This window comes from bacterium (assembly GCA_030019025.1).
Lineage (GTDB): Bacteria > Hydrothermota > Hydrothermia > UBA1063 > UBA1063 > UBA1063.
The window spans coordinates 24,690-51,131 of the sequence record JASEFR010000013.1; the positions used below are offsets into that span (position 1 = coordinate 24,690).

Consider the following 26,442-nt stretch of genomic DNA (forward strand, 5'->3'; position numbering starts at 1 on the left):
AACAATCATTATAATAATCATCAACAAGGAGGGACTATGATAAGTTTTGATGAGCTCAAAAAAATTGCCGAAAGGATTGAAAACGGTGAGTATGAGAAAATCGAACCGGCACAACTTGCCAAAATGATTGATCATACCAATCTAAATGCCTTCGCGACAAGGGTAGATATTGAAAAACTTGTAAAAGAAGCTATCGAATATAACTTTTTTAGCGTCTGTGTAAATCCCGTTAATGTAAGGCTGGCAAAGGAATTAACAGCAGGGAGTGAGGTTAAAGTTTGCTCCGTTGTAGGTTTTCCATTGGGTCAGAATACCATGGAATTAAAGATTAGGGAGGCTGAGAGGGCAGTAGAAGACGGCGCAGACGAGGTTGATATGGTGATCAATATTGGAAAGTTAAAGGAAAAGGATTTTGATTATGTTTCTTCGGAAATTGCAGGAATAAAAAGAATTATCGAAGATAAAATTCTAAAAGTTATTATTGAGGCATGCTATTTGGAGGATGAGGAAAAAATTATGGCAACAAAGTTATGTATTGAGAGTGGTGCGGATTTCGTAAAAACATCAACGGGTTTTGGCAAGGGAGGAGCAACGGTTTACGACGTTTTAATTTTGAGTAATACATCGTCTGGCAGAATCAAAGTTAAGGCAGCGGGGGGAATAAGGACCTACAATGATGCTCTCAAAATGGTAAAAGCAGGAGCTTCAAGAATCGGCGCCTCAAGGAGTGTTGACATTGTAAAAGGAGCAGGAGATTTAACAAGTTCGCAGTATTAGTGCAATATTGGGCTTTTTACGATAAATGAAGTTGAAAAATTTCGGTTTTGCCTAATCCGTTCCTTATAATGATGAAAAAGATAATTTAATAGATTAAGAGTTATTATGGTTCAGATAGTGAGTTGAAGGAAAGATCTGATTGGGTGTTGCCATAGTTCGTATGAATACGACGAAAGAGGCCATATGCCTTGAATAAGCTATTTATGGAGCAAATAACCAATTAAAGGAAAGAAAAGATTTAGGTGCCGACATAATTCATGCAACTTTTACGATAAAGGAAATATAAAAATGTTACGGTCTTAAACAGGTATGGTATGGTTTATTTATGAGAAATAAGCTTTCCGACTCAGGAATTTTTGCAAAGTTTGCTTGGTGTAAAAACGTAGCACTTAGGAGAGTAAAATCTTAGATCGTTTTTTTGCCTAAACTAAGTAAAATTCGAGATAGCAAATTCTATTTGAATGTATTTACTCAAAGAGTTAATATTAAAAGTTAAAAGGAGGGTTAATGGTTAAAATTTTACGTTTCCTTCTCATCTCCTCAATTCTCCTCTCTTTTGTTCATGCGCAGGGGAGAATTGTTGGGAGAGTTTATGATGCGGTTTCGGGAAAAGGCCTTCCCCTGGCAAATGTTTTGATTCAGGGGACTAAAATTGGTACTTCTTGTGATCTTGAAGGAAACTATGTGATACCGAGAGTTCCACCTGGCGAATATACTCTTGTTGCTTCAATGGTTGGATACAAACCTCAGTCAGTAAAAGTCATTATAAGGGGAAATGAGACGAGAGAAGTCAACTTTTACCTTAATGAAGAAATCTTCAAAGTTGAAGAGATTGTTGCCATTGGAGAAAAACCTGCTATAGAAAAAGAAGTTTCCTCATCTAAAGCGGTAATAAAAAGAGAAATTTTAGAAATTATTCCCACCGAGGATGTTAAAGGCGTACTTGAAAAACAAGCGGGTTTTCAGGGGCAGGGTTCGGACATTCACGTCAGAGGTGGTCGATCAAATGAAGTTATGGTTTTAATTGATGGTCTTCCTATAAAAGATGTTCTTTCTGGTAGTGCCTTTGGACTCTACATACCATCCACAGCAATTGAAGAACTGGAGGCTCTTACTGGAGGTTTTAATGCAGAATATGGGCAAGCCATGTCTGGTGTTGTTAATATTAGTTTGAGAGAGGGAGCATCAAGATTCACTGGAAGTGTTGATTACGTGAGAGACAATTTCGGCCGTTTTAACGATATACTAAGGGTTAAGAACAGTCAGAACAAGGATGTCCTGAATGTGAGCTTAAGTGGTCCTGAACCGATCTCTTACGCTCTAAGAAACTTATTAAAAATTAATATTCCTGGCAATATCACTTATTATGTGAGTTTCCACTCTTCCCTTGAAGATACTCATTTGCCCCATGCGGACAGTCTCTATTCTTCCGTTTACAAGACTTGGAAACTCTCGCCACGAGAAGAAAACGATTATTCATTGCTTTCCAGAGTTTCTTGGAAAGTTTCAAATAATTTCCGTCTGTACTTTATGGTTAACAAATCTTTAGAGATTAATCAGGGATATTTTATGTCATCTTCTGATTATCCTTTTGCACACGGATTTCCTTACCACTATATTAACAATCTACAGAACTATCTTACATTTACTCGGGATGCCATCCAACAGGCTATTTCTATAAGTCATGCCCTTTCTCTCAGGAGTTTCTATGATCTCAAAATTTCAAGGTTTTTTACAAATCTGAGGGCAGATGTCAACGGGAAACACTGGTCAGAGTACGTTGAAACTGTGGATACTGTGCCTAAGGATTTGTTCTGGGATTATGGAGACGCACCTTACTGGCATGATCATTATGTGGAGACATGGACGGGGAAGTTTGATTTTACCCACATTTTTTCTAAGATATGGAAAATGAAAACAGGTTTTATTGTTAATAGAAACGAATTACAGTGGCTTGATATTCACTTCCCTTGGTATGGTACTCAAAGTGGACTCGGCCTTAATTATGACCTCTACAAAATTTACTCCTTTGATGGGGGCATTTACGTTCAGACTGAAATTGCTTTCGCAGGAATGATAGCAAACCTCGGAATTCGCGGGGACTTCTGGGTGCCAGGTAAGTATGTTGATGATGCGGTGAGAAGAATACTGCAAGAGCCCAATTTATCTCCTGCGATTTATTCAGAGTACAATAGTTATCTAAACGATAATGCGACAATACGTGGAAGGATCGTTAAGTTTCACATAAGTCCTCGTCTCGGCTTTGCCTATCCAATAACGGAAAATACTAAATTTTTTGCGTCATATGGCCATTTTTCCCAGATTCCCGATCTTAAATATGTTTATTCAAAACTTGGAGTGCGAGCTTCTTCCTCTTATGAACTTGTAGGAAACCCCAATCTTAGACCTACGGTAACTGTTGCCTATGAAATTGGAGTTGAACAACTTTTGAATCAGAGAAGCAAACTTAAAGTTACCGCTTATTATAAAGATGTATTCAATTATCCAACGGCACGGAAGGTGCCGGGTATCCCTCCAAATCCATCTTTCTGGATGTACTTTAACTCTGATTACTCTCGATCTGTTGGACTTGAAGCAGATTTGACATACTATACTCCTTATCATGTTTATGGATCCATATCTCTCACCCTTTCTCAGAGCAAGGGTAGGTCTTCCTCTGCTGAAGACTGGTACTGGAGGGGTAGTGTTGAGACATTGAAGGAATGGTATCTGAAATGGGATAGGCCTGTTAAGTTTTATGGTGACATCGCCTATTCTTTGAAAAAGGGTGAGTATATAAGATTTTCAAGGTTTAAAATAGATGATCTCTTGATTTCTGCAGGTCTTTCTCTACAGTCCGGGGTAAGGTATACTCCACAGGATACACTCGGTAATATAGGGGAAATTAATTCCAAGCTTGGACCGATGTGGAAAAGAGCGGATTTGAAGTTTGAAAAAGGGCTTTTCAGGGCAGGTAAGATGGATTTTCGCTTCAAGTCGGAAATTAGAAATGTTTTTAATTGGAGAAATCACAGGATAATTAATCCTGTAACTGGCAGGGCTTATGAACCCGGCGATCCCCTTCCTCCGAGAACAACTCCCGAAAGTATGTTAAATCCCGCAAGGTATAGTGAACCGCGGGAGATTTTTGTGGGGGTGCTAATAAGATGGTAAAGAGAATTGTTATCTTCATTATTATGTCAAGTGTTTCGCTTAAAGCCCTTACAATTTTTGAATTTTTAGGGGGGCAAAAGATCGGTACGACTACGATGACCTTCCTCAAGATTCCTGTTGGTGCAAAGCAAGGTGCGTTAGGAGAAACGGGAGTTGCCATTGCCAGCGATGCCACTTGCATTTACTGGAACCCATCCTCGATTTCCTTTATTCCCTCTGCCAAAAGTACGGCTTTATTTTCCCAAAGGTGGATAGGTGATTCTTACTATACGTTCGGTGGAGCTGTTTTTGAATTTGAAAAATTTACAAGGGCAGGAATTATGATTGGAAACCTGCACTCAGGTTATATCCAGAGGACTGACGAATATCATCCCTTTGGCCTTGGTACTTACTACAGAGTGTCAAGCTCTTATGCGGGAATTTCGATCTCGCGGAAGCTAATTGACAGATTCTCTTTTGGTATTACTCTGAAATATGTGAATGAGGTTCTTGATAATTATAACCAATACACTTTTGCAATGGACCTTGGAACTTTTTACCTAATAGGTTATAGAGATTTAAGCCTTGGTATGTCGATTTCAAATATTGGGCCTGACCCCGTTGTTAAAAGTCCAAATCCAAATGAAACGCCTTCCACCTTTTCAATCCCGGTTATTTACAGACTCGGAGTTTATGGAAGTCCTTTCAGCACTTTTTACATCTCTGCCCAAATTGAAAAAAGTACTGATAATGTCGAAATTTTCAGGATAGGTGGTGAGTACATTATTGCAGAGGTTTTGGCTTTGAGATTAGGATACAGATTAAATGCCAATTTGCCAGGTGAATATTCGGGATTTTCAGGCGGAATTGGGATAACAAAGAGCTTAGGATTTAAGAAAGACGTTCATATTGACTATGCTGTAACTTCCATGGGATATGCGGGATTAGTTCATAAAGCGCAAATGGGGGTGAATTTCTGATGAGGTACTTTAATTTAGCAGTCTTAACAATTTTGGTTTTAGCCTTTGGGTGCGGTTATAAATATCCTCTTCCACCTGAGAATCCTGGAGCTTTACCCAATGAAGAGGACTACATTGAGGTCAGAAATACATCATGGGATATTCAAACTTTCAGTGAGATAAAGGACATAATTGTGGGAAAGGATGGATACATCTATGTTCTTGAAGAGCATGCGCTCTTAAAACTTAACTCTAATGGGGATTTGGTAGATACTTTCTATTCAGGATTTGTTACCGCAAAGAGCGTCGCCCAAGACGTAAGGAGAAATGTTTATGTCACCGACTCTTGCTTCATATACGTTTTCGACAGAGATAAAAACCTCCTTATTGCCATAGATTTTGCTGACACATTGAAGCCTCATGGGATTGATGTTGATAGCAATAAAAACATATACATAACACAGCCGGAAATTCATAAACTCATAAAACTTGATTCTCTTGGAAACTTTGTTGAAATTATCGTGTCCTATGGTAGTGGAATATTGAGCGTGAATAATCCTCTTGGCCTCTTTGTGAATGAAAAAATGGGTGCTGTGATAGTGGCAAGTGCAGGAAACAACTGGGTAGAAGCAATTTCTCTGACGCAACCAAGAGTAAACATAGTGCATTTGGGAGGAACTACCCATGAAGGTGGAGATACCGCAGGAGTTTTTAATTATCCTACCGATGTGTGGTCAGATACTCTCGGAAACATATACGTTCTGGACTATGGCAATAAGAGAATCCAGAAGTTTAGAGAAACAGGGGAGTTTGTAACGGAAAAAAGATTCGAAAATGTACCAGTAAGTCTTGCCACTTCAAAGGATGGAGTGTATCTTTATGTAGCTTTTTCGGATAAAGTGCTAAAGATGAAAAAACCTGAACTCCCACAAAATCCGGGAGGAGAAAAATGAAGAAAATATCTTTGGCTTTGTTCTTAACTTTCGGCATTTTGAGTGGAAAGATAGTCTCATTTAAGTATACATCCATTGGCAATATGAGACTTAATGTGACGAACTTTGGTCTCTTCGGCACGAGTTTTTCGCGCTTCATAGACCCTTCTACTGGTGAACCTTATCCTTCCATGGAGTATCCAAAGTTTAGCAAAATAGAAAGGCTTTACAAAGGCGGTTTGTGGGTTGGCGCAATATCTCCCCTTGGTAAGACAGTTACAACGGGTGCAGTAGATGAAACCAGTGTAACTCCTGGTTCCACTCAAGGATTTGAATTTCTACCTTCACCTGCAGCGTCTGACTCGATTATTGAAAAATCCAGTATATTAACTTCACCTTACTATTCTCCTGATGCCATATCTGAGCAGGATTTTTATTGTTCATATACGGATTACAGGGATTTTACAACCCTGCCACCGGAGCACGTGCCATTGGGATTGAGAGTCTCGCAAACGGTTCTTGTATGGAGTTATCCGTATATTGACGATGTGGTAATCGTAAAGTTCGTGCTCTATAACGACGGTTACGCTGGCGATTGGGACAGCGTTTACATAGGGTTCTACGGTGAACTCGCTTCCGGGTCAAGGGAATTCTGGGGAGACAACTTTGGGACGACACCCTATTATCAGCATAAGAGATTATTTTATGATTCATTGAACTATCTTGTTTATGAAAGAAATGATGGGTATGATAACCTTGCAACAGGCTATGGCGCTTTTAAGTTTCTGGGCATGTACTACAATGATCAGCGTATAGACTTTGATACCATGATAGTGAGTTATAACTGGTGGACATGGAGGGACATGAGAGGAACAGTCCCCGATACTACTCGCTATAAAATAATGTCCAATGGTGAAAGAGATCCGGATGTGGACGATAATTATGTATATACAAGGGGCTACCCCGATCCCATTCCATTACTTTCTGTCGGTCCGATACCGCATGTTAATGTGGGTGATTCTGTTGTGCTTGTAATGGCTTTCGTGGGCGGAATGGATTTGCAATCCCTATATGAGAACGCTTCATGGGCACAGAAGGCTTTTGAAGCTAATTTTATACTCCCGGCTCCTCCTCCATCTCCAAATCTTGCTGCAATCCCTGGGAACAGAAAAGTTACTCTTTATTTTGACGATATTCCAGAGTTTGCGAGAGACCCATTCCCTCCAAACCTCAGGGATTTTGAAGGCTACAGAATTTACAGAGGAACGACTTACAATATTGAAGACACTTCATGGAAATTGGTGGCAGAATTTGATAAGACACCAGACGATTCCATTGAGGATGTGGACCACTCCATTGGATTCAATACCGGCTTGCCGATGAAAGAGACCGAGGGCCCTTATGCTGGTTGGTATAAATTTGAGGACATAGGAGTTAAGAATGGTTTTACATATTATTACGCTGTTACGTCTTATGATGTGGGTGATACTTTACTCGGTTTGCCAAGCCTTGAAAGTTCCAAACTGCTCAACATGGTAGAAGTGATTCCAGGAACGCCCGCAACCTCTGAATCACCCGTGGGTGTTTATCCGAACCCATATAAGTTGAGTTCAGTGTGGGAAAAGGGCAGTGAAAAGGTTATAAGGTTCTATAATCTACCAAGAAAATGTACCATCTACATAATGAATGTTGCAGGAGATGTTGTAAAGACCATTAATCACGAAAGTGATTATGGAGAAGAGGCATGGGATCTGCTATCGGATAAGACTCAGCCTGTTGCTACCGGGCTGTATTATCTTGTGGTAAAAGATAAAGAAACTGGTGAGGTAAAAATTGCAAAATTTACAATTGTGAGGTGATTTATGAAAAGGCTTTATGCTCTCATTTTTTCTATATTTCTTGGGCTTCTTATGCCCTCCTGCATTAAGAAGCCCGTTGATAATCTGGTAGAGAACCTTCCGCCAGAGACTTATTGCTTTATAGCTCACGTAGATACCGTTGACACCGTACCCGCAAAAGTCACACTGTACTGGATGGGGAATGACCCAGATGGTGAAGTCTCTGGTTTTTACTACGCAATTGATGGCGCGGATACAACCTTTACAACAAAAACATGCGACACTTTTACCTTCAATGTCCCAAGTGGTGATACATTTGCAAGCCACACTTTCGAAGTCTGGGCAATTGATAATGAGGGCATGCAGGATCCGACACCAGCAAAGGTTACGATACCAGTCAGGAATACTCCCCCTGTCGCCTTTTTTATTGAGGATAAGTTGCCACCCGATACAACTTTACCTGTTGCTACTTTCTACTTCGGAGCAACGGATATAGATGGAGACTGGTCTATTGTGGGTTTCCTCTACAGACTTGATTACGAACCCGATACGGTTATGCATTTTGTCGGTATCGATAGTGCGTCGGTGTTTTTAACCGATTTGCCCGAAGGAGAAAGGACCATTTATCTGTGTGCAGTAGATGAATCTTATGCTCTTTCTGATACGGTGAGCCACACGTGGTATGTTAAGCCAAAGGTGGGAGACATACTTTTGATTGATGATGCTAATGATTCTCAAGCGGATTTATTTTATTTCAATTTCCTTGAAGGCTACTATCCTGGCGGCTATACGGTATACAGAGTTGAAAATGGATTGCCTTACTCTTCACTGGACGTTGATTATATGATAAATGGACTTGGCTTTAAACTGATAATCTGGTACACAGCTGATCAGAGTGAGCACTTTTCAGCTGCACTCCCTTCCTTTACCCGTTACATTGACAATGGGAACAAATTGATACTGATAAGCCCACAGATTCTTGATGTCCTTTTGAATCCTGCTTTTACTCCCTCGCCTTTTGCGAAGGATTATCTTGGGGTTGATTCCGTAACTGCCTGGAACAAATTGCTGCTGAGAAATGAAAAGCTTTACCCCATGGAAAGTGGATACGATACCCTTAGTTGTGGGTTTCCGATAATTTCGCGATTTGACGGATTTTCTGCTGACTCAAATTCAAAGGTTCTATATACTTTACCCACAATTTCTTCCAGATGGTCTGGAAACCCATCGGTCATAATTGCCTGTCCCTCTTCTACTCCCAAAGTTGTCTTTTCATCAATTCAGTTCCATTCGCTTAATGGGCTTGAGAATGCATATGATGTTCTGTTCGAGATGATCACGGATGAGCTTGGGTATACAAAATGATGGAATCTCTCTCATTATGCTAGTAGAAATTGTTTACCTGCTTATCGATGGTTTTTGACACATTAATTTGACTTTTGGTTTATAATTTTGACTGGTAAATTTTACCTTTAAAGAGGAGGTGTTTATGAGGGTCAAAAGTATAGTGGCAGGGTTGATCCTGGGCGTCTCTATTTTGAGTGCCCAGGTAGAAACCACAATAGAAGTAATCCAGTCCGACAGGGACCCATCTACCCAGGCTTCTAACTGGGCAGACTCGACAGTAACTGTGAGTGGTGTCATAACTGCACTTACGGGTGTAACCGGTACCAGAAATATCTTCATCGAGATGAATCCTGGTGGCCCATGGAGAGGGATAATGGTTTATTTCCCTACATCCCTTGGAACTTTGCCTTCCATGAATATAGGTGACAGTGTGTTAGTAACAGCGGGTGTACTTGAGTACTATGGCAATACAGAACTGCAGGTTAACGCCCTCACCGATTTCCAGATCATTCAAACAGGAGTTACCCCACCTGATCCTGTTGTGATAACCTGTGCCCATCTGGATACTACACAGACTTCAGATTTCCCCGTTGATTCTGCAGAGGCTTATGAAGGCGTACTGGTAAGGATTGAAAATGCCTACGTGACGAGAACGGGCCTTGGAACAAACAACGAGTTCGAGATAACCGACGGGACTGGTTATGTCATTGTGAGGAATAACTATTCTTACACACCTAATGTCGGTGACGCCATGAACATCCAGGGGATCGTTGAAACAAGGACTTTAAGTGGAGTAACGTACTACATGCTTAGGCCAAGGTCTATTGACGATTACGAATTTTTACTTCCCGGTGTGGCTGACATCTACTCCATAGATAGGAATAAGGTAATAATTAATTTCAAGACTCCGATGGACCCTTCAACTGCTCAGGACCCCGCAAAGTACGTCATTGTGGATAGTGCGACAGCGACTCCCCTTAATATTATTTCTGCAGAGGTTTCCAGTGAAAACAATAAGATCGTTATCTTGACGACTGAACAAATGACTGATGCATTGAAGTATAAATTCTATGGGCAGGGACTTACGGATGTTTACGGCCAGGCAATCACCGATACCGCCTATTTCTATGGCGGCTTTACCCCTATTACCTTAATCGAATCCGATACAGTACCTAACGATTCGGCAAATGGCTTCAGGAGCAACTGGGATGGCAGAACGGTTACCATCACTGGAATAATTACCGGCTGGAAAGATAAATTTGCCTATCCGTTTTTCTTTGTACAACAAGGTGAAGGCCCATGGACAGGTATACATGGTTGGGATCCCAATAATTTCATCCCTCTCAGTGACATGCAGGAAGGCGATTCGGTCATACTCGTTGGAGATGTGCTTGAATATGGAACGAATGCAATAACTGAACTCACAAACATTAGATACTATAGAGTTGTAAGCAGTGGTCATACTGTAAACCCTGTTACAGTTCCTTTGACTGATCTTAGAAATGAGGCAGGTGCTGTATCTGAGCAGTGGGAACACGTCCTTGTGGCTGTAGAACCACCTGTATTTGTTTATGATGTTGGCACCGGTGGCGACTGGAAAGTTTACGAGTACATAGAACCTGATACCTTTGTTTTAAACGTTGAAGGCGATTATGCAATCGGCTATAGTTGGAGGCCAACAGAGGTAGATCAGCAAATAGATATGCTGGTGGGTATCTTGAGGTATAGAGGAACTCTTTATCCAAGAACTGATGCAGATATTGTACCATCAAGCGTTAAAGAATCTGGTATAGCTTACCTGAAAAACTCTATCGCCAGAAAGAACCTTGAGTTTACTATTCCAGTTGGTGCTGGTAATGTAAAAGCTGAGCTTTACAATGTTGAAGGAAGGAAGATTATGACACTTTACGAAGGTAAAGGCAAAGACGAAATCATCAGAATAGACGTTTCAAATATAAGACCCGGTGCCTACTTCTTAGTGGTTAGCTCTGACGGTAAGGTAAATACTCAAAAGGTTGTTATTGTGAAGTGAAATAAGACTGAGACTATATCAACTCTGCGCGCCCCTTCGGGGCGCGCAATTTTTTTAAAATACCTCCACCTTTATTCAGCATATGAGTGCTTAATTATTTGACTATTTCTTATTTTCTCACAATCTAAAGTCCCGCATGGCTTGGATTTTTCTGAATGCAGACATAGGGTGCCTAGATATTTTCCATTTCTTATTCTTAGCGATATAATTTTAACGTTTTAGAGGGAGGTGTAAAATGTTTTTAATTGTCCTCGCATCTTTTTTTAATTTGAATTCTGTTGCCCTCTCGGAACGAAGTCTTGCTACGACATTAAATCCTGCAGGCCTTGCGTTTTCTAAAGGATTTGAAGTATCTTATTATGGTGGTCAAGACAATTACAATCTAAGCCTTCTTTCGGGGAGTTCGGGCTTATCTTGGGACAATGTTACAAATACTTACAGCCTGGCGCAAGGGTTTAAACTCAATGAAAATCTATACTTTGGCTTAGGGTTAAAATATTCAAAGAACTCTGGATATGACTATTATGGTGGTTTACTTATAAGACCAATAGAATTTCTCTCAATTGGAGCTACATATAATAAATCAAAGGATTATAGGTTTGGCATTGCCATCAAGCCCTGTAGAGATTACATCAAAGCCTACATTGACCTTTCTAAAGGCGAAGGTAACCCTATAATTGAAGGTGGAGTTGCAATTCAACCCGTTAGTGGAGTTTCCCTGTTTGCTAAATCAGCAAGAGATGGAAAAACTTCCTTTGGATTTGAATTTAGTCTTGGTAACCTTCTATTCTCTGCAATGAGTGAAGAAAATAAAAACATCTATGGTGTGATTCTATCTGCCAATCCCTATCCGACGCTAATCAAAATGCCCAAAGTACAAATTATTCGCTTGAAAGGCCAGTACGATGAAATGAGGGCAGAGGGGAGCTTTCTGCCGAAGAAGAAAATGTCCTTTTTTGACCTCGTCATGGTTCTTGATTCCCTTTCCCGAGACAAAACCGTGAAAGGTGTGTTTTTCATTTTAGATAATGTAACTTTTTCTATCAATCAGGTCGAGGAGCTACGGAATGTAATATCAAGGCTAAGAGAAAATGGTATAAAGGTTTACGCTTATTCCGAGGGCTATTTTCTGGGTTCCTATCTCCTCGCGAGAGCGTGCGACAAAGTCTTTCTTAACCCTCTGGGGGACATTTTTATACCTGGCCTTGGAACTGTAAGTGCCTATCCCAAAAAGGCTTTGGAAAAACTTGGCATTAAGCCTGAATTTCAGAGGATCGGTGAGTACAAATCTGCAGCAGAACCCTTCATTATGGACACAATGAGTACCTATAATAGAGAGCAAATTATGGCATATCTTAATACCATTTATGAGTATGCGAAAGAAGCCATTCCAGAAATTGATTCAATTTTTGAGTATGCCTTGATCAACGCTGAAGAGGCTAAAGAGAGAAACTACGTTGATTCTCTGATTTATGAAACCGACATAGAGAGCGTAATAAAGAGAGAATTTGGAAAAAGGGTGCGCATTGTAAGGGGATTAAAATCCTATCCTCAGCCTGTGAGAACCCTGTGGGCTGAACCTATTGGGCGTATCGCCTTTGTGGTTGCAGATGGTAGTATCGTAACCGGGGAAAGCCGAGACAACCCTATGCCTTTAAGCGGTGGAAGAAGTCTGGGGTCTTCAACCATAGAGAAAACCTTTGCAAGACTCGAAAAGGATAAGAGAATAAAGGCTGTAATTTTGAGGGTTAACTCACCTGGTGGTTCTGCCCTTGCCTCTGATATCATGTGGAATGCCATAAGAAGGGTTTCTCGCAAGAAGCCTGTTATTGTTACTATGGGCTCTGTGGCCGCATCTGGCGGATACTATATCTCCTCTGCTGGAACAAAGATACTGGCATCAAAGACTACTTTAACAGGTTCTATTGGAGTTCTAAATGGCAAATTTGTCATAACAGGGCTTTTTAACAAGCTTGGGATCAATCTGTATTCAGTAAAGATTGGGAAACACGCCCTTTCCTTCTCCTCCTACGAGGAACTTGGAGCAGAAGGTGAAGAGATAATGAACAAAGAAATAGAATGGTCATACAGAAAGTTCCTTAGCAGGATTCATGATAGCAGAGGACTTGATCCTGATAGCATTGATAAGATAGGAAGGGGAAGAATCTGGAGCGGAAGAGATGCAAAGAAAATAGGCATCGTTGATGAAACCGGTGGAATTTTAGAAGCGATAAAACTTTCGAAAGAACTTTCAAAATGCAGAACCGCTAAAGTTGTTTATTATACAACCCGTAAGCCATCGTTCCTCTTTGCCAACTTTATACCGCCGTCGGTCTCGATTTTTGACATTTTAATGGAAGGCCCTGCATACATAGAGTTTACAAGGCCATTGATTGTGAGATAGAAAGGAATTAAAATTTTACTATGGAAAAGATTGTCCTTGATACGAGCGTATTTACTAATCCCGATGTTTATGGTCTTTTTGGTAAAAGTGCGAAGGAGGCTTTCAGAAATTTCCTTGAACTTGCGAAAGGATCAAAAAGTGAGTTTGAATTTTATATGCCCCCATCTGTTTTTGAGGAATTAAACCTTATTCTTGGAGAAGAAAGCATTCCTCCTGAAGTGGATCTCACCATAAAACTCAAATCCCCCAAGAGATTTAACATAGAGGTGCCGGGTTTTCTTCTTTATGAATTGATTGAAGAGGTTAGAAACAGAATTAATAAGGGGCTTAGAGTGGCTGAAGAAGCTGTCCTCGTTGCGGAGAAACAGAGTAAGGAAAAAATAATAAACCGTTTGAGAAACAAGTATCGGGAAGCGTTAAGGAGCGGAATTATTGATTCGACTGAGGACGTAGATTTGATACTTCTTGCTATGGAATTGGGGGCCGCTATTGTTTCAGCGGATGAAGGTGTAAGAAAGTGGGCTGAAAAACTGGGGGTAAGATACATAAATCCCAAAGCTTTAATTTCTGTGCTTCTATCTAATCGTAGAGAGGATAACCCCTGAGTAGACGGTAAAGCCTTGTAGTAGCTTTAAGAAAAGTCTTTTCAATGGTAACCTTGAATTTGTCTGAGCTCTTCTCAATTTCAATCAGTTTAACTTTAATCAAATCTGATGCTCTACTTTCGAGTTTGATGAATTCTTCAATGTTTTCCTGTTTATTAAAGTAAAGCACATATTGACGTGATATTTTGGCGGTGCTCTTGAATTCTTGAACAACCTTTTTAAAGTTTTCTATTAAAATTTTGCCTAATTTTTCGATAACCTCTTGATCATCAAAGCCGAGTTCTAAGGAAGACAAAGCATATCTTAAGATTCTCTGCGTATAAAATTCCCCCGGTAGTTCCAGTAGAAGGTCTATATCTGCTTCGATATCTTTGATATTTATGATTGGGGTAGCATATTTAAAGTATTTGAAAACTTTTTCTGCGGACTTTATTACCACCCCCTCGATTTCTTCCTCATTTAGTTTAAGAACAATTTCTTTTATACTTTCGAAATCACTGGAATTAAAGCGGCCGAATCTACCAACCTGAGGTATTTGATACAAGTCAGCAATCCTATACCGTTCCTCAGGCAAGAAAAATCTTTTTTCTATTGGGTTATAAATATCAAACAGCTTAAAGGCAACGTCAAAAGTGATGTAGGGAGGGTGGAGCTCCATATAGGGATTGTTGGGCCCTATAATTTCCCCAAAAAGTATAAGATGAGGATTTTCTCTAAAAAATTTTTCAAAATCATAAAAGTCGGGTAATCTGTCTGTGCTGAATGGGCAAACGAATCCTCCCCTCGTGATTGCAAGGATTCTATCCTTGATGTAGATGACCCTTATATTGTAGCCATCAGCCTTCTCTTCAATGTAAAAGGGTTCTTTGAAATAACGGTTAAGCCCTTCTTTTAGAACAAAAAGCCGACCAATCTTAGGGTATGGAGGGATTATGGTATCATCTATTACTACAGTTCCCCGTTTAAAGGGCTTTGAGTCGTCAGCAAAACGTATATATCTTACATCTAAATAATTTTCGTATATCGCCCTTTTTAGTTCCAGGGCTTGCCTTACTGCTTCATGCATGGATTTACTCTTTTAATCCGCTTCTGGCGTAACTCTCAATTATCTGTTTTTGTGCGATAAAGAATAGGATTACAAGGGGTAAAATTGAAAGCGTTGAGGCTGCCATCAGGGCAGGGTAGTTGGTTGACTCACCCTGTGCAAAATAGGCTAAACCGACTTGGATCGGTCTGAGATTATCTTTGTTTATGACCATTAAAGGCCACATAAAACTGTTCCAGCTTGAAATAAATTCAAAGATAACAATGGTAGTTATAGCTGGCCTAATGAGGGGAACAATTATTTGAAACAGGAATCTTAATCTTCCACATCCATCAATTACCGCCGCATCGTACAAATCTTTCGGAATGGAGCGCATGTTTTGCCTTAGAAGAAAAATACTGAAAATACTCACAGTCCACGGTACGATCATTACTTGCAATGTATCAAGCCACCCAAGCCTTTGCACTATAAGGAAGAGAGGTATAATATAAACCGGTATCGGAACCATCATTAAAGAGAGAAAACCCATAAAAATGGTATCTCTCCCCTTAAACTGAATCCAGGAAAAGGCAAAAGCGGCAAGAAGTGCAGTTAAAAGAGAACCGAGTATGGTAAGAACGGAAGTGATAAAAGAAATGTACATGTATCGGAGGAAGTGAATTTTTGTGATTACGGTTTTATACCCATAGAGGGTAAGTGTTTTAGGAATCCACGTAGGCGGGACAGCAATAGATTCCGCCGGCGTTTTGAAGGATGTAGTTATCATCCAATAAAATGGAAGTATAGAAAGAATGGCAAGAATAAAAAGAATCAAATAGACGATGATTTTCCAGATAATTACGGGTTTAAACTTCATAGTAAACCCTCTTTTCGCTTATCTTTCTCTGTAAGACAGTTATTGCAAGAATGATCACAAAGAACACGAAGGCAATAGCAGAGCCATAACCTACTTGATATTCTTCATATCCTTTTCTGAAGAGGTAATAGACAACCACAGAAGTCTTCCCTAATGGACCTCCAGTAGGAGGCCCAGTCATCAACCAGACAGGAGCGAAAACCTGAAAGGAAGATATGGTGGTCATTATGAAAACATAGAAAGTTGTTGGTGATAAGAGCGGCAGCATTACATGTTTTATTGTTTGCCATCTATTGGCTCCGTCAATTTTTGCAGCCTCGTAGTAAGTCTCCGAAATGTTTTTGAGACCAGCTATGAAAATAACTATATTGTACCCAAGTGATTTCCAAACACTTAGAATAACAAGGGAAAACAGGGCTAAAGAAGGACCCTCAAGGAGAAAAGGAAGGTCTTTACCTATAAGAAGTTCAAAGATTCCTCGTGGTTCCTCAAGCCATTTTAAGGTTGGGAGTCCTAACAAGGATAAAATAGAGTTAAAAAGCCCCCTCTGGGGGTTATAAAGCCATTTCCATACTACCGAAACGGCTACCAGAGAAGTAATGACAGGCAGGAAAAAGATAGTTCTGAAAAGTCCGACGCCCTTAATGCTCTGATTTAGGAGGTAAGCAATTAAGAGGGCCAGTATAATGCTAAGAGGAACAGAGAAAAGTGTGTAGAGAAAGGTATTCCATAGAGCCTGCCAAAAATACCTGTCTTGAAGCAAAAATTTGTAATTCTGAAGTCCAACAAAACCCTTGTCTCCAGCAATTCCCCATTCGTGAAAAGAGATATTGAAAGCGAAGAGTATGGGTAAAACCTTGAATATAAAAAGTATTATGAGAGCGGGCAGGAGAAAAAGGAAACCATATAAAATCTCTTTCCGCTCTTTTGCCATTGTTTAATTTTATTTTGTCCTTTGGAAAAAATCAAGCAAAGTGCAGAACTAAGAGAATATTGGCAATTTAAGTCTAAAAAGGCAGAGGAAGAATAGGCTTTGCAGTGCTTCTATTCTATATCTGTGTAAATTCAAAGCTACATAAAGCCATAGATTTGATTTTCACATAAAAACCTGAGGATTAATAGTTTATGACTAACCTAAGGGTTTCAGCTACAACCCTGTTGGTGCAGGTAAAAATACATAGTCCAGCGAAAATTTTTCTTTCAAATGCTCAGCTATTGCTCTGAGCCCAAGGGTTTCCGATTGATAGTGTCCAAGGAAAATTACGTTGATCTTCCCGTCATTAGCTACAGAATAAGCATAATGCCTTGGCTCACCCACCACGAGAACGTCAAGACCCTTTTCTATTGCCTCGGACAAAGTAGACACTGCATCACCTGAAACAAAGGCGCCTTTAGTTATTTCGCGCTTCCCAAAATCCCAGTGAAGTATTACCTTTCCTATTTTTTCCTCAAGAAGAGAAATAAAATCTTCAAGTTTTTTAGGCTTCTTAAATACAAATTCTCTTCCTATTTTGATACCGTGATATTCGCCAAATTCTGTATGCTCTTCTATTCCCAGTAATTTCATTGCGTATGCATTGTTTCCAAATTCAGGATGCATATCCAAGGGCAAATGGGAAACATAAGCAGCAATATCGTTCTGAAAAAGAAGTTTGAATCTTTCATACAAGGCACCAACCAAGGGTAGGGGAGTGCCCCAGTAAGGACCGTGATGAAATATAATCATATCCACATTTTCCTCAACACCTTTTTTTATAGAAGGTATATTAAAATCCACGGCAAGGCCGATTCTTCTAATATCGTGAGAATTGTCAAGAATTAAACCATTTAATGAAGAATCAGGAATTTCTTTTGTTCTTAAGACTTTATCAAGATATTCCGCAATTTCCCTGGCTCTCATAATAACTCCTCTTTAATAGACATGCTTTCATTTCTTATAAAAAATGAGGGGCCCCGTGGGGCCCCCAATGAGTTGTTTTAATTCGGGATTTATCACAGAGCGCCATAAGCAAGCATGGCCTTGGCAACTTTGATAAATCCGGCGATGTTGGCACCAGTCAGATAATCACCTGGCCTGCCGTAGGCTTCAGCGGCATCAAGGCAGCTCTTGTGGATTCTCTTCATGATTTCTTGAAGCTTAGCGTCAACTTCTTCCCTCGTCCACTGAAGCCTTATGCTGTTCTGAGTCATTTCGAGACCCGATGTAGCCACGCCGCCTGCATTGGCAGCTTTTGCTGGACCATAGAGGATTCCATGCTCCTGGAAAACCTTAATTGCCTCAAGAGTAGAGGGCATGTTAGCACCTTCAGCAACTGCAATCACACCATTCTTTACGAGGGCAACTGCATGATCTTCATAAATTTCATTTTGAGTTGCACATGGAAGAGCAATGTCAACCTTAATGCCTTCATCTCTTATAACATCCCACACAGACTTCTTATCGTAGTACTTGGCTTTTGGATATTTTTCAGCGTATTCTCTAATTCTTCCTCTTTTCACATTCTTGAGCTCCTTTACAAAGGCAAGTTTGTCGGCGTCAATTCCTTCCATGTCCACAATTGTACCGTCGGAGTCTGATAGGGTAATTACTTTTCCACCGAATTGGGTTACTCTTTCACAGGCATGCTGGGCAACATTACCAGAACCGCTAATGGCTACGATCTTTCCTTTGAGATCCATACCTTTAGTTGCAAGCATTTCTAAGGTGAAGTAGGTTAAGCCGTAACCTGTAGCTTCAGGCCTGATTAAGCTTCCACCATATTCAAGCCCTTTACCCGTTAAAACACCGGTATGCTCGTTCATAATCTTTTTGTAGAACCCGTACATGTATCCAATCTCTCTTGCACCCACACCGATGTCACCAGCTGGAACGTCTGTATCAGGTCCAATGTGTCTGAAAAGCTCGCTCATAAAGGCATAGCAGAATCTCATTACTTCAGCGTCAGATTTGCCCTTGGGATCGAAGTCGGAACCACCCTTTCCACCACCCATTGGCAGAGTGGTAAGAGCGTTTTTGAAAATCTGCTCAAAGCCAAGGAATTTGATTATACCGAGGTTAACTGAGGGATGAAACCTCAAGCCGCCCTTGTATGGACCAATAGCATTGTTGAACTGTACTCTGAAACCTCTATTTACATGGATATTGTGGTTGTCATCTTCCCATACTACACGGAACTGAATTATTCTATCAGGTTCAACGATTCTTTCGAATATCTTCGCTTTTACAAATTCAGGGTGCTTCTCTTCCACTGGTCTCAGAGTAGAGAGCACTTCTGTCACAGCCTGTATAAATTCAGGCTGATCTTTATCCTTCTCCCTAATTTTTGCTATGACATCATCTATTTGGGACATGCTTGACCTCCTTGTCTTTAAATTATTTCTTCCAATTTTAATGCTTTTTCGGCGACAGCCCTGTTGAGTTTAAGGGCCACACCAAAATCATTTATAATGGTACCCTCTTTCCCGGCAATTGAAAAATAGGGGACTTCAATGTCTGCTAATTCACTCTTTCCGAAAACAATGGTCGTGCCGTTGAGTTTTTTGTGTAAGTTTCCAAATACTATATACACTTTTGAGTCTGGGATGCTTGTAGAGAAGCCCCGTTTCAATAGCCCTGTTTCGTTGAATTTCTTGTGAAGAACTATGGACTTTTCACTTCTTCCATTTATTGGTGCTTCTGTAATTAGAATTTCCTCGCCGGAGTCTACAAAATTAACATTCCTATGCTTTTTAAGCTGGAATAATAGCACTTTCAGGTAGGGATACTGGTTTATATCACATTCAACTTTTATGGATTTTGCATTTAGAAGATCTTCAAGAGATGCGGTAGAAATGCCACTGTCTATCAAAGAGCCAAACTTTATTCCCCTATTTTTAGCCAGTTCTCTTAACGATTCTGCCTCTTCAAGGGTAACATCTCCCGTTACTATTATCGCTAAGTCACTCAAATTTTTCTTGATTAAATCTTTCAGCTCATCCAAACTCATTTCCCTTTGCTCTTTGCGATTGTAAATTTTTTCAGATTTCGTAGCCCATGATTTTGAGTATCTACCGAGATCACATATATGTCCATTGTTCCATGAAGGAAGTTTTGAGGAAACCCTTACTATCATATTTTCATAAACCTCAATGTTTATTTCACATCCCAAGCCACAGCCATTGCAAACAGTGGCAACAGAAGTTGTCTTCCATGGACCCGGTTTGGGAAATTCCAACTTCTCTTGAAATCCACCGGTGGGGCAAACATCAACAAGGTCGCCAAAGTAGTCCCCCTCCATGTCAGCGAGTTTTTCATCGAAAGGCACAGATATTCTCGTTATAAACCCCCTATAAAGATAATCTACTATGCCTTCACCTGTAAGATCGTGGGTTAAATTTACACATCTTCCGCAGAGAATACACTTGTTGTTGTCCAAAACGATGTGGTCGTGGCTGTCGTCAATTGTAAATTTGTTAGTTTCGCCTTTGAATCTTGTCTGTTGTGCGTTGTAAAGGGTAGCATATTCTCTAAGCTTGCAACGGAATACTTCCATACACCCACAGGACATGCATCTTGCGGTCTCTTTTTTAACTGCCTCTTCAGTAAGTGGGAGCTCTACCTCATTGAAGTCTTTCTTTCGTTTTTCAGCGGGTCTGTAAGGGGTTTCAGTCCTGGAAATACGTTCAACATGTTTATAATCCTCAGAAGTAACAGTTTTCCAATGATTATATGGTCTTAAATCAAACACAACTTTTCTAATTTCTTCGTTTTCAACTATTACGGGTAGATTCTTTTCAGGTGCTATTAGGGCTTCTCTTACTTTTTCCAGGTTCCCTTTAAGGTATTGGTCAATCATTATTGCAGCGACTCTCCCTTGAGCAATAGACTCTATTACCGTTGAAGGTCCAAGGACAAGGTCGCCACCTGCAAAGACGCCAGGTATGTTAGTCATTAGTGTTACCTTATCTACAACTGCTGAACCCCTTTTTACTTCAATACCACTTTCTTTAAGCAAGTTCTCATCGGTATACTGACCAATTGCAAGGATTATGTTATCACATTCCATAGTGAAATTAGAACCCGGAATAGGCTCTGGAGTTCTTCGGCCACTGGCATCGGGTGCTCCAAGCTGCATCTTTATAAGTTCAACTTTCTCAACCTTACCGTTGCCTATGACTTTTACGGGGTTGGTTAAAAATTCAAATTTAACTCCTTCCTCTATAGCCTCTTCAACTTCAATCTTGTTTGCGGGCATTTCTTCTCTGGATCTACGGTAAACTACGGTTACATCGCACCCCAGCCTGATGCAGGTTCTTGCAACGTCCATTGCAGTATTTCCACCACCTACTACAATAATTTTCTTTCCTATTTCCACAGGCTCGTCCGTATTAATCTTTCTTAAGAATTCGATGCCGTGGATTACTCCAGGAAGGTCTTCACCTTCGATTCCCATTTTTCTGGATTTCCAAGCCCCGATACCCAGAAAAACGGCATCAAACTTCTTTCTTAGTTCTTCGAGAGTTATGTCCTTTCCAAGCTTTTTATTGGTTTCAACTTTTATCCCTGTGCCAATTACAGTCGCTATGTCTTTATCCAGGACATCCTTGGGTAGCCTGTATTTAGGGATTCCATAACGAGTCATACCACCCAGTTTGGGCATAGCCTCAAAGATTGTTACATCGTGTCCACTGGTTCTCAGATAGAATGCTGCAGAAAGTCCAGCAGGGCCTCCACCAATAACTGCAACTTTTTTCCCTGTTGAAGGTGGAATTTCTGGCATCCATGGTCCATGTTCCAGGTCATAGTCAGCAGCAAATTTCTTTGCCTGCCTGATTGAAACTGCTCCATCAACCAGATTTCTCCGGCATTCATTTTCGCAAAATGCAGGACATACTCTACCCAAAACTGCAGGTAGAATATACTTTTCTTTCATTAACTTTACCGCTTCATGATACTTCCCCATATGTATTAGGGCAAGATAACCCTGAATATCACTATGCGCAGGACATCCCTTCTGGCATGGGCCGATACAGTCGCCGTAATGGTCGGAAAGCATCAGCTCAAGCGCAGTTTTCCGCATTGATATAACTTTTTCACTAAAAGTATTTACTTCAAGGTTTGGTTGAGGAGTTAATGTACAGGCTGTTGAAATCCTTCCATTGGCTTCTACAAGGCAAAGACGACAAGACCCGTAGGGATCAAGCTCGAAATCATAGCACATGCCGGGTATGTGCTGATTGTTGTCTCTTAGAAATTGTAAAATATTTTTGGATTTAACTTCAACTTCTTTGTTGTTCAATTTAATTTTGCTCATTTCTAACTCCCTGAAATGCATCAACTATTTCTATGGCATCAAATCTGCAAACTTCATAACATGTTCCACATTTGATACAAATGTCTTGATTAATAAAGTGAGGCTTTCTTACCTCACCAGTAATCGCCTTTGCCGGGCAATACCTTGCGCACGCTGTACAACCATTACATTTATCAGTGATAATCACATAAGCAATTAGTGGTTTACATACTTTGGCACGGCATTTTTTGTCAACAACATGCTCTATATATTCCTGTTTAAAATATTTCAGTGTGGTCAGTACTGGGTTAGGTGCAGTCTGACCAAGTCCACAAAGTGAACCGGCTTTAACTTCATATGCAAGTTTCTCCAGATCTTCAATTTCATCCAAGGTTCCTTCGCCCTTTGAAATCCTGTCGAGTATTTCCCACATTCTCTTTGTTCCCAACCTGCAGAATGTGCACTTCCCGCAGGACTCTTTTACAGTGAAATCGAGGAAAAATTTAGCAACATCTACCATACAGGTATCAGAATCCATTACAACCATTCCACCCGATCCCATAATTGCACCGGTCTTACTGATTGATTCGTAGTCTACAGGAATATCGAGCATTTCCTCTGGTATACAGCCGCCCGATGGTCCCCCAAGCTGAACTGCTTTGATCGGTTTTCCTGTTTTGGTTCCCCCACCTACCTTAATAAGTATGTCCCTCAAAGGGAGTCCCATGGGAACTTCTACGTTACCACCTCTGGCTATTTTCCCTGCCAATGCGAAAACCTTAGTACCCTTACTTTTCTCAGTCCCTATGGATGCGAAGGCTTCCCATCCATGCCTTATTATCCAAGGAACGTTAGCCCACGTTTCCACGTTATTAATATTGGTTGGTTTTCCAAAAAGCCCCTTCTGAGCTGGGAAAGGAGGCCTTGGCCTTGGCATTCCACGTTTACCTTCAATTGATCCAATTAGGGCCGTTTCTTCTCCACAAACGAATGCACCAGCACCTTCCTTTATTTTTATATCAAAAGAAAAATTACTCCCAAGTATATTCTGCCCAAGGAATCCTCTCTCTCGTGCTTGAGCCAAGGCGATTTTAAGGCGCTTGATGGCGAGAGGGTACTCGGCACGAACATAAATATAACCTTCACTGGCGCCTATCGCATAAGCTCCAATTGTCATCCCTTCAATAACTCTGTGAGGGTCTCCTTCAAGCACATTCCTGTCCATGAAAGCCCCAGGATCACCTTCATCGGCGTTACATACTACGTATTTTTTATCTCCCGGTGCTTCTCTCGTAAATTTCCACTTTAGCCCTGTGGGAAATCCTGCACCACCACGCCCTCTAAGACCGGACTTTTCTACAATCTCAATTATCTCTTCTGGTTTGTGCTTCAAAGCAATTCTTAATGCTTCATAGCCATCTCTTGCTATATATTCGTCAATGTTTTCAGGGTCTATATACCCTGAATTTTCAAGAACGATTTTCTTTTGCATTGCGAAGAAGCCGTCGACGTCCCAGGTTTCAATAACTTTCGTTCCCCTTATCTTATCGGTCTTAACCACCCACTCGTGAATTGGAACGTTATTTATGATATGAGATTCCACAAGTTTTTTTACTTTATCCTGAGTTAAATTACCATACGTGATGATGGAATCTTCGTATATTATATCAACGAGTGGTTCTCTATAACACATTCCAACACACCCAGTAACTTTGAGGGGAATGTCGATATTCTTTTCTTTAAGGAGTCTCTCCAGGGCATTATAAGTTTCTCTCGCCCCTGCAGCAATACCACATGAATTCATTCCAACGGCAATTGCCTTAATCATCGAGCTCTCCTTTCTTTAATTTCCTCATTAATTTTCTTACTGCTTCTCCTGTTAGTTTACCATATACTTTGTCATTAATCATGATAACTGGTGCAAGACTACAACATCCTAAGCATGCTACTCTTTCAATAGTAATTAGACCATCGGAAGTTGTTTGTCCCTCATCAATTCCTGTTTCTTCGCGAAGAGCTTGTGCAATGGTTTCCGCTCCATTTACGTGACAGGCAGTTCCATGGCAAACTTTAATGACATATTTACCAAGAGGTTCAAAACGGAATTGAGCATAAAAGGTAGCGACTCCTAATACCCTTGTCAAGGGAATATCAAGATATTTTGAAATCTCCTCCAGGACATCTTTGGGTAAATATCCGAAGATTTCCTGTGTCTTCTGGAGAAGAGGTATTAATGAGCTTGTGCTTTTTTCATAGGTTTTAATAAAATTCAACTTATCCTCCATAAAGTCTCTCCTGTGTTTAATTTAATTACTTCATACCAAAATGAGGGCAGCGGAGCAAGTTGATTTATAAAACTTGTGATAATGCGAACAAGTGTTTGCATTGTAATAATTATAAATGTCCACTATAGAATAGTCAAAAAACCGAGTTTTATTTTTATGATTTTGGAGACCAAGTCTGTTTTACTGTTGAAGATTTTACCTTTAAAATTTATTCCAAACAGGAGGAAGCATGGGAAAGGGGATATTCATCCTAATGTTAACGGTAATTCCCAGAGTTTTCAGTCCTGACGGGACTGGGAAAAAACTCTCTATTGTGCTGGAGATTCCTGATACTATAAGGGAGAAGATTACAACCCTCAACCTCGTTAGAGAATGTAGTGAAGGGAAACTTGACACCTTAAATATCTTGCCATTTCTGAAAACATACACTGATAATGAACTTGATCACAAGAAGGACTACAGGTATAAGATTCTTGCGTATTCAAACGGTAACCTCATCTTCGAGAGCGAATGGAGTGAATATGCAAGACCAACGGCAAAGTGGTTTGATAAAGATAAGTTTCCACTATTTATCGCAATGATACTCTTTACAATAATTATGATTTATTACATTGCACAAGCAAGGGCAAACAAACCTCTCTATCTCAGACCTATAGCTGGTTTGGAGGCGGTTAATGACGCAATAGGTCGTGCTACGGAAATGGGAAGACCTATAATCTACATCAATGGGTTATCAAATATATCCGATATCGCAACCATTGCAGCCCTTAACATCCTCTCACATGTTACAAAGCGAGCAGGGGAGTTTGAAACCAGAATAATAGTGCCTTGCTATGACCCCGTTGTGTACACTATAGCAAGAGAAATTGTAAAAGAAGCATATACAACAATTGGAAGGCCTGACCTGTTTAACCCTGATGATGTTTACTTCGCTACCGATAGTCAGTTTGGATATGCGGCTCACGTCGCAGCTCGAATGGTTAGAGAGCAAAGTGCTACCAATTTCTTCATGGGGTATTATTTTGCAGAATCTCTGATTTTATCGGAAACCGGTGCCTCTACAGGAGCCATCCAGGTTGCTGGCACAGATGCAATTGCGCAATTGCCATTTTTTGTCGTCACATGTGACTATACGCTGATAGGTGAGGAACTTTACGCGGCCAGTGCCTACCTCTCCAGAGAGCCACTTCTAACGGGCACTATTAAAGCCCAGGATCTCGCAAAATTGCTTCTTTCCATAGTGATAATAATGCTGAGCGTTCTAAACTTATTTGGCATTAATATAACCTTAGGGTTATTCTGAGGAGGTAGGAGATGAGACCATTACTTGAAAAAAGGATACCCTTAGCATTGGTATTTGTTATTGGTATCGTAATGACTATCCAGTACTTTATTCCCCACCCGATATCTCAAAATGTTTATGACACTTCTCTAAAATGGAGCAGAGCAATAACATCTATGGCGTATGTAATGGCAATAATAAGCTTTCTCAGGTTCCATTCAAAAAGATTAAAAGATAAAAAGTACGCACCTTATAGCATGATATCGCTCATTTCTTTCGCGGCAATGGTGCTGATAGGTTTTATAGGAGGAACAGGAGAACATTCGCTGTTTCAGAAGATTTATGACAACATGATGGTGCCTCTCCAAGCCACAACCTTTTCTCTACTCGCATTTTATATGTCTTCTGCAGCATACAGAGCCTTCCGTATAAAGGGCGTTGAAGCAACAGCGCTAATGATTACCGCTTTTATTGTTATATTTGGTACTACAACGATTGGAAACTATGTGCCCAAAATGAGCGAGATAGTTGAGTGGATTATGGCTGTTCCAAACTTGGCTTCAAAAAGAGGTATAATGATTGGCGTAGGGCTTGGTATTGTTGCAACATCAATCAAAATAATCCTCGGAATAGAGAGAAACTGGATAGGAGGTTG

At 40.4% G+C, this 26,442-nt stretch carries 19 protein-coding genes; 11 read left to right on the forward strand and 8 right to left on the reverse strand.

Annotated features, from left to right (window positions below; genetic code table 11):
* Nucleotides 1-123 precede the first annotated feature (123 nt).
* The 9 genes from deoC to QMD82_04680 all read left to right on the forward strand — a co-directional run bounded on the left by deoC (nucleotide 124) and on the right by QMD82_04680 (nucleotide 14,047).
* Nucleotides 124-777, forward strand: coding sequence for a deoxyribose-phosphate aldolase (gene deoC / locus QMD82_04640; protein MDI6851205.1), 654 nt, complete (start codon nucleotides 124-126; stop codon nucleotides 775-777).
* A 507-nt stretch (nucleotides 778-1,284) separates the two neighbouring features.
* On the forward strand, nucleotides 1,285-3,951 hold the full coding sequence (locus QMD82_04645; protein ID MDI6851206.1) for a TonB-dependent receptor: 2,667 nt from the start codon (nucleotides 1,285-1,287) through the stop codon (nucleotides 3,949-3,951).
* Nucleotides 3,945-4,910 carry a PorV/PorQ family protein gene (locus tag QMD82_04650; protein ID MDI6851207.1) on the forward strand — a complete coding sequence of 322 codons (966 nt, stop codon included), beginning with the start codon at nucleotides 3,945-3,947 and terminating at the stop codon, nucleotides 4,908-4,910. The genes QMD82_04645 and QMD82_04650 overlap by 7 nt, the downstream gene beginning before the upstream one ends.
* Nucleotides 4,910-5,842, forward strand: coding sequence for an NHL repeat-containing protein (locus QMD82_04655; protein ID MDI6851208.1), 933 nt, complete (start codon nucleotides 4,910-4,912; stop codon nucleotides 5,840-5,842). Before QMD82_04650 ends, QMD82_04655 begins: the two co-directional genes overlap by 1 nt.
* Nucleotides 5,839-7,680: a hypothetical protein gene (locus tag QMD82_04660; protein ID MDI6851209.1), complete on the forward strand. Its 1,842-nt coding sequence runs from the start codon at nucleotides 5,839-5,841 to the stop codon at nucleotides 7,678-7,680. Before QMD82_04655 ends, QMD82_04660 begins: the two co-directional genes overlap by 4 nt.
* A gap of 3 nt (nucleotides 7,681-7,683) precedes the next feature.
* On the forward strand, nucleotides 7,684-9,024 hold the full coding sequence (locus QMD82_04665; GenBank protein MDI6851210.1) for a hypothetical protein: 1,341 nt from the start codon (nucleotides 7,684-7,686) through the stop codon (nucleotides 9,022-9,024).
* Between the two features lie 124 nt (nucleotides 9,025-9,148).
* Nucleotides 9,149-11,038 carry a T9SS type A sorting domain-containing protein gene (locus QMD82_04670; protein ID MDI6851211.1) on the forward strand — a complete coding sequence of 630 codons (1,890 nt, stop codon included), beginning with the start codon at nucleotides 9,149-9,151 and terminating at the stop codon, nucleotides 11,036-11,038.
* A gap of 235 nt (nucleotides 11,039-11,273) precedes the next feature.
* Complete coding sequence (gene sppA, locus QMD82_04675) at nucleotides 11,274-13,442, forward strand: signal peptide peptidase SppA (GenBank protein MDI6851212.1); 2,169 nt, start codon at nucleotides 11,274-11,276, stop codon at nucleotides 13,440-13,442.
* Nucleotides 13,443-13,462: 20 nt separating this feature from the next.
* Nucleotides 13,463-14,047, forward strand: a complete 585-nt coding sequence (locus tag QMD82_04680) for an RNA ligase partner protein (protein MDI6851213.1) — start codon at nucleotides 13,463-13,465, stop codon at nucleotides 14,045-14,047.
* Here the strand turns inward: QMD82_04680 and QMD82_04685 are convergent.
* From QMD82_04685 to nuoE, 8 genes are all read right to left on the reverse strand, one after another.
* Nucleotides 14,022-15,113, reverse strand: a complete 1,092-nt coding sequence (locus QMD82_04685) for an RNA ligase (GenBank protein ID MDI6851214.1) — start codon at nucleotides 15,111-15,113, stop codon at nucleotides 14,022-14,024. The genes QMD82_04680 and QMD82_04685 overlap by 26 nt on opposite strands.
* A 4-nt stretch (nucleotides 15,114-15,117) precedes the next feature.
* Nucleotides 15,118-15,948: a carbohydrate ABC transporter permease gene (locus tag QMD82_04690; GenBank protein MDI6851215.1), complete on the reverse strand. Its 831-nt coding sequence runs from the start codon at nucleotides 15,946-15,948 to the stop codon at nucleotides 15,118-15,120.
* Complete coding sequence (locus QMD82_04695) at nucleotides 15,938-16,882, reverse strand: sugar ABC transporter permease (protein MDI6851216.1); 945 nt, start codon at nucleotides 16,880-16,882, stop codon at nucleotides 15,938-15,940. Before QMD82_04695 ends, QMD82_04690 begins: the two co-directional genes overlap by 11 nt.
* 213 nt (nucleotides 16,883-17,095) lie before the next feature.
* Nucleotides 17,096-17,848 (reverse strand): Nif3-like dinuclear metal center hexameric protein, encoded by a 753-nt coding sequence (locus QMD82_04700; GenBank protein MDI6851217.1) that lies wholly within the window; start codon nucleotides 17,846-17,848, stop codon nucleotides 17,096-17,098.
* 92 nt (nucleotides 17,849-17,940) lie between these two features.
* Nucleotides 17,941-19,299, reverse strand: coding sequence for an NADP-specific glutamate dehydrogenase (gene gdhA / locus QMD82_04705; protein ID MDI6851218.1), 1,359 nt, complete (start codon nucleotides 19,297-19,299; stop codon nucleotides 17,941-17,943).
* A 17-nt stretch (nucleotides 19,300-19,316) separates the two neighbouring features.
* Nucleotides 19,317-22,241, reverse strand: coding sequence for an NAD(P)-binding protein (locus tag QMD82_04710; protein ID MDI6851219.1), 2,925 nt, complete (start codon nucleotides 22,239-22,241; stop codon nucleotides 19,317-19,319).
* Nucleotides 22,228-24,048, reverse strand: a complete 1,821-nt coding sequence (gene nuoF, locus QMD82_04715; protein ID MDI6851220.1) for an NADH-quinone oxidoreductase subunit NuoF — start codon at nucleotides 24,046-24,048, stop codon at nucleotides 22,228-22,230. The genes QMD82_04710 and nuoF overlap by 14 nt, the downstream gene beginning before the upstream one ends.
* On the reverse strand, nucleotides 24,041-24,505 hold the full coding sequence (gene nuoE, locus QMD82_04720; GenBank protein ID MDI6851221.1) for an NADH-quinone oxidoreductase subunit NuoE: 465 nt from the start codon (nucleotides 24,503-24,505) through the stop codon (nucleotides 24,041-24,043). Before nuoE ends, nuoF begins: the two co-directional genes overlap by 8 nt.
* A gap of 229 nt (nucleotides 24,506-24,734) precedes the next feature.
* Between nuoE and QMD82_04725 the strand changes: the two genes are divergently transcribed.
* Both QMD82_04725 and QMD82_04730 read left to right on the forward strand, forming a co-directional pair.
* Nucleotides 24,735-25,808: a hypothetical protein gene (locus QMD82_04725; GenBank protein MDI6851222.1), complete on the forward strand. Its 1,074-nt coding sequence runs from the start codon at nucleotides 24,735-24,737 to the stop codon at nucleotides 25,806-25,808.
* An 11-nt stretch (nucleotides 25,809-25,819) separates the two neighbouring features.
* A partial coding sequence (locus tag QMD82_04730; protein MDI6851223.1) for a hypothetical protein occupies nucleotides 25,820-26,442 on the forward strand: 623 nt, incomplete at its 3' end.